Source organism: Corynebacterium sp. KPL4035 (assembly GCF_037908325.1).
GTDB classification, from domain to species: Bacteria; Actinomycetota; Actinomycetes; order Mycobacteriales; family Mycobacteriaceae; genus Corynebacterium; species Corynebacterium kefirresidentii.
On sequence record NZ_JBBMGF010000022.1, the window covers coordinates 1 to 5,743 of the forward strand.

The following is a 5,743-nucleotide window of genomic DNA, read 5'->3' on the forward strand; positions in this document are numbered from 1 at the left end:
GAAGAGGGCGGTGGTGTGCCGTCCTCTTCTTTGTTGTATTTTGTTGTGTTTTTGTTGTTTGGTGTCGGCGGTGACTTACTCTCCCACAACCTCCCGGTTGCAGTACCATCAGCGTGTGCAGGCTTAGCTTCCGGGTTCGGAATGGGACCGGGCGTTTCCCTGCAGCTATTGACCACCGACAAACTTTCAGAACATCTACCCTCTTTGATGGGTGTTTGGGTGTTGTGTCAGATACTGCATAGTGGACGCGGTCACGACAGTGACTGTTTCTTGTTTTTGTTGTTTTTGCCAGCACACATAGTGTGTGTTGGTGTTTGTTGTGGTCAATTAGTACCAGTAGCCTTCACACCTTACAGTGCGTCCAGGTCTGGCCTATCTACCCTATCGTCTTTAGGGGACCTTAACGAAACCTCATCTTAAAACAGGCTTCCCGCTTAGATGCTTTCAGCGGTTATCCCTTCCGTACGTAGCCAACCAGCGATACCCCTGGCGGGATAACTGGCACACTAGAGGTACGTCCGTCCCGGTCCTCTCGTACTAGGGACAGCTTTCTTCAAGTTTCAACGCGCGCGGCGGATAGAGACCGAACTGTCTCACGACGTTCTGAACCCAGCTCGCGTGCCGCTTTAATGGGCGAACAGCCCAACCCTTGGGACCTACTCCAGCCCCAGGATGCGACGAGCCGACATCGAGGTGCCAAACCATCCCGTCGATATGGACTCTTGGGGAAGATCAGCCTGTTATCCCCGGGGTACCTTTTATCCGTTGAGCGACACCACATCCACAAGTAGGTGCCGGATCACTAGTCCCGACTTTCGTCCCTGCTCGACATGTCTGTCTCACAGTCAAGCTCCCTTGTGCACTTACACTCACCACCTGATTGCCAACCAGGCTGAGGGAACCTTTGGGCGCCTCCGTTACATTTTGGGAGGCAACCGCCCCAGTTAAACTACCCACCAGGCACTGTCCCCAACCCAGATCATGGGCCAAGGTTAGATGCTCAATCCGATCAGAGTGGTATTTCAACAACGACTCCACCACCACTAGCGTGATAGCTTCCAAGTCTCCCACCTATCCTACACAAACCGAACCAAACACCAATACCAAGCTATAGTGAAGGTCCCGGGGTCTTTTCGTCCTGCCGCGCGTAACGAGCATCTTTACTCGTAGTGCAATTTCACCGGGCCTGTGGTTGAGACAGCAGAGAAGTCGTTACGCCATTCGTGCAGGTCGGAACTTACCCGACAAGGAATTTCGCTACCTTAGGATGGTTATAGTTACCACCGCCGTTTACTGGGGCTTAAATTCTCAGCTTCGCCAACAACGTTGACTAACCGGTCCTCTTAACCTTCCAGCACCGGGCAGGCGTCAGTCCATATACATCAACTTAACGTCTTCGCATGGACCTGTGTTTTTGATAAACAGTCGCTTCCCTCTATTCTCTGCGACCCCACAACGCTTCCAGCCGCACGGACCTTCACATCGTAGGGCCCCCCTTCTCCCGAAGTTACGGGGGCATTTTGCCGAATTCCTTAACCACAGTTCACCCGAACGCCTTAGTATTTTCAACCTGACCACCTGTGTCGGTTTAGGGTACGGGCCATACACACACATCGCTAGAGGCTTTTCTCGACAGTACAGGATCACCACCATCAACCCCAATGGGTCTACGCATCACGCCTCAACCAAAAGTGCAGCGGATTTACCTACCACACGGTCTGCACGCTTACACCACCAATCCAATAAGTGGCGTGGCTACCTCACTGCGTCACCCCATCACTTGAACCACACATCAGGCCCCACGACATCAACACCACCAGACTTCAAAGAAGACCAGCAATGCATCCGCGGTGGTTAGTATCAGTGCTTTATCATGGGCGCGCATGTACGGGTACCAGAATATCAACTGGTTATCCATCGACTACGCCTGTCGGCCTCGCCTTAGGTCCCGACTCACCCTGGGAAGACGAACTTGACCCAGGAACCCTTAGTCATCCGGCGGATAGGATTCTCACCTATCAATTCGTTACTCATGCCTGCATTCTCACTCGCACACAGTCCACGCCTCCTTACGGTAACGCTTCAACCCATGCACGACGCTCCCCTACCCAACAAAAAAGTTGCCGCGGCTTCGGCGGTGTACTTGAGCCCCACTACATTGTCGGCGCAGAACCACTCGACCAGTGAGCTATTACGCACTCTTTCAAGGATGGCTGCTTCTAAGCCAACCTCCTGGCTGTCTTCGCGATCCCACATCCTTTTCCACTTAGTACACCCTTAGGGGCCTTAACCGGCGATCTGGGCTGTTTCCCTCTCGACTATGAAGCTTATCCCCCACAGTCTCACTGCCGTACAACACAATTAGTGGCATTCGGAGTTTGGCTGACATTGCTAAGATTGTAGTCCCGCTCAACCAACCAGTAGCTCTACCTCCACCAAGCTATAATACGACGCTGCACCTAAATGCATTTCGGGGAGAACCAGCTATCACGGAGTTTGATTGGCCTTTCACCCCTACCCACAGCTCATCCCCGCAGTTTTCAACCTACGTGGGTTCGCGCCTCCACAACCTCTTACAGCTGCTTCACACTGGCCATGGGTAGATCACCCCGCTTCGGGTCCAGGACATGCCACTTAACACCCCATTAGGATTCGGTTTCCCTACGGCTACCCCACACGGGTTAACCTCGCGACATGCCGCTGACTCGCAGGCTCATTCTTCAAAAGGCACGCCATCACACACACACGGTGCTCTGACGGATTGTAAGCACATGGTTTCAGGAACTATTTCACTCCCCTCCCGGGGTACTTTTCACCATTCCCTCACGGTACTCATACACTATCGGTCACACTGAGTATCTAGGCTTACCGGGTGGTCCCGGCAGATTCACAGCAGATTCCACGAGCCCGCTGCTACTCGGGCAACCCAACAACCCACACATCATCATCTTCAGCTACAGGACTCTCACCTACTCCGGCAGGCCATTCCAAACCACTTCACCTAACAACAATGCGAGGGCGCGGCAATGGTAGTCACCGCACATCAGGGCCCACAACACCGCACACACAACCCCTACCAGGTATCACATGCACACGGTTTAGCCTCATCCACGTTCGTTCGCCACTACTAGCAGAATCATTATTATTTTCTTCTCCTACGGGTACTGAGATGTTTCACTTCCCCGCGTAAACCCCCACAACAGCTATGAATTCACTGAAGGGTAACCCCACATAACCAGGGCCAGGTTTCCCCATTCGGACATCCTCGGATCAACGCTTAATTGACAACTCCCCGAGGCTTAACGCAGCCTTTCACGTCCTTCATCGGCTCAGCATGCCAAGGCATCCACCATGCGCCCTTAATAACGAACACACAAACCACCACACACAAAAAGCGCGGGCGGCCACACAAGTGAACTTGACAAAATAAACACAAAAAAGAAATCACACAAACACACACAACACACCACACAAAAGCGCAGCCCGTTACATGTGTTTAATGCTCGCGTCCACTATACAGTTCTCACACAACACCCCAACCATCAACCAGCACACACAAACCATGCACACCAGCAAAATGGTCAGGCACCACAAAAAGGGGATAATGCCCCAGACACCCAACAATGCACCAACATACAAACAAACACTTACTTCTCATGTGCACGACACTGTGTGTCACAAAGCGCCATTCAAACACTCGGTCTTTGTCTTAAAGGTGTATCTTCCACCCGGAAATTTTCAAACAAATAACGTTGGCAGCATGACACTCGCACACTCAACCAACACCCACCACAAAGTGGCAGGACAAGGCACAACTGTGCCTAATAATAAAGCTCCTTAGAAAGGAGGTGATCCACCCGCACCTTCCGGTACGGGTACCTTGTTACGACTTCGTCCCAATCGCCGATCCCACCTTCGACGGCTCCCTAACAAGTTTGGGCCACCGGCTTCGGGTGTTACCAACTTTCATGACGTGACGGGCGGTGTGTACAAGGCCCGGGAACGTATTCACCGCAGCGTTGCTGATCTGCGATTACTAGCGACTCCGACTTCATGGGGTCGAGTTGCAGACCCCAATCCGAACTAAGGCCGGCTTTCAGCGATTCGCTCCACCTCACAGTGTCGCTGCGCGTTGTACCGACCATTGTAGCATGTGTGAAGCCCTGGACATAAGGGGCATGATGATTTGACGTCATCCCCACCTTCCTCCGAGTTGACCCCGGCAGTCTCTCATGAGTCCCCAACCAAATGCTGGCAACATAAGACAAGGGTTGCGCTCGTTGCGGGACTTAACCCAACATCTCACGACACGAGCTGACGACAACCATGCACCACCTGTACACCAGCCACAAAGGGAAAGACTATCTCTAGCCCGATCCGGTGTATGTCAAGCCCAGGTAAGGTTCTTCGCGTTGCATCGAATTAATCCACATGCTCCGCCGCTTGTGCGGGCCCCCGTCAATTCCTTTGAGTTTTAGCCTTGCGGCCGTACTCCCCAGGCGGGGCGCTTAATGCGTTAGCTACGGCACGAAAGTCGTGAAAAGACCCTCACACCTAGCGCCCACCGTTTACGGCATGGACTACCAGGGTATCTAATCCTGTTCGCTACCCATGCTTTCGCTCCTCAGCGTCAGTAACTGCCCAGTAACCTGCCTTCGCCATCGGTGTTCCTCCTGATATCTGCGCATTTCACCGCTACACCAGGAATTCCAGTTACCCCTACAGTACTCAAGTTATGCCCGTATCGCCTGCACGCCCGGAGTTAAGCCCCGGAATTTCACAGACGACGCGACAAACCACCTACGAGCCCTTTACGCCCAGTAATTCCGGACAACGCTCGCACCCTACGTATTACCGCGGCTGCTGGCACGTAGTTAGCCGGTGCTTCTTATCTAGGTACCGTCACAAAAAGCTTCGTCCCTAGCGAAAGGAGTTTACAACCCGAAGGCCGTCATCCCCCACGCGGCGTCGCTGCATCAGGCTTGCGCCCATTGTGCAATATTCCCCACTGCTGCCTCCCGTAGGAGTCTGGGCCGTATCTCAGTCCCAATGTGGCCGTCCACCCTCTCAGGCCGGCTACCCGTCGCCGCCTTGGTAGGCCATTACCCCACCAACAAGCTGATAGGCCGCGAGCTCATCCTACACCGAAAAAACTTTCCAACCATCACACTAAAAATGGCTCCTATCCGGTATTAGACCCAGTTTCCCAGGCTTATCCCGAAGTGCAGGGCAGATCACCCACGTGTTACTCACCCGTTCGCCACTCGAGTACCCTGCAAGCAGGGCCTTTCCGTTCGACTTGCATGTGTTAAGCACGCCGCCAGCGTTCGTCCTGAGCCAGGATCAAACTCTCCACAAAAAAATTTCAGAACAAATCCGAAACAGGCCGTGAAAAGCCCGAAACCCAACAAAAGAACAAACCACCACAAACCACACAAAATGCAGCTCATGCTGGCGTCCAAAAAATTACTACAAAGAAAAAAATAAACAGTCCCCTCAACCCGACGGGGTCAAAAAGAGGAAACCAAAAAGGTAAACACAATCACATGCCAACCAATCCATCTCAATGCAGCCGAAACACCAAACAGCATTCAAAAAGGTACGTGTTCCACATACCCAACCGGCACACACCAACCAACAAACCACTAAGCCTGCTGGCAGACAAACCAATCAACACACAACCATGCACACAAAAAATAAAAAGTACATTGGCACACTATTGAGTTCTCAAACATCACCACCA

General features: G+C 52.7%; 3 rRNA genes. All 3 read right to left on the reverse strand.

What is annotated here, in order from left to right:
• Positions 1-62 precede the first annotated feature (62 nt).
• Positions 63-180, reverse strand: a 5S ribosomal RNA gene (rrf, locus tag WMP96_RS11580).
• A gap of 128 nt (positions 181-308) precedes the next feature.
• A 23S ribosomal RNA gene (locus tag WMP96_RS11585) occupies positions 309-3,373 on the reverse strand.
• Between the two features lie 468 nt (positions 3,374-3,841).
• Positions 3,842-5,359: ribosomal RNA gene (locus tag WMP96_RS11590) — 16S ribosomal RNA — on the reverse strand.
• Together the 16S, 23S and 5S rRNA genes form the textbook arrangement of a ribosomal RNA operon.
• Between the last annotated feature and the right edge of the window lie 384 nt (positions 5,360-5,743).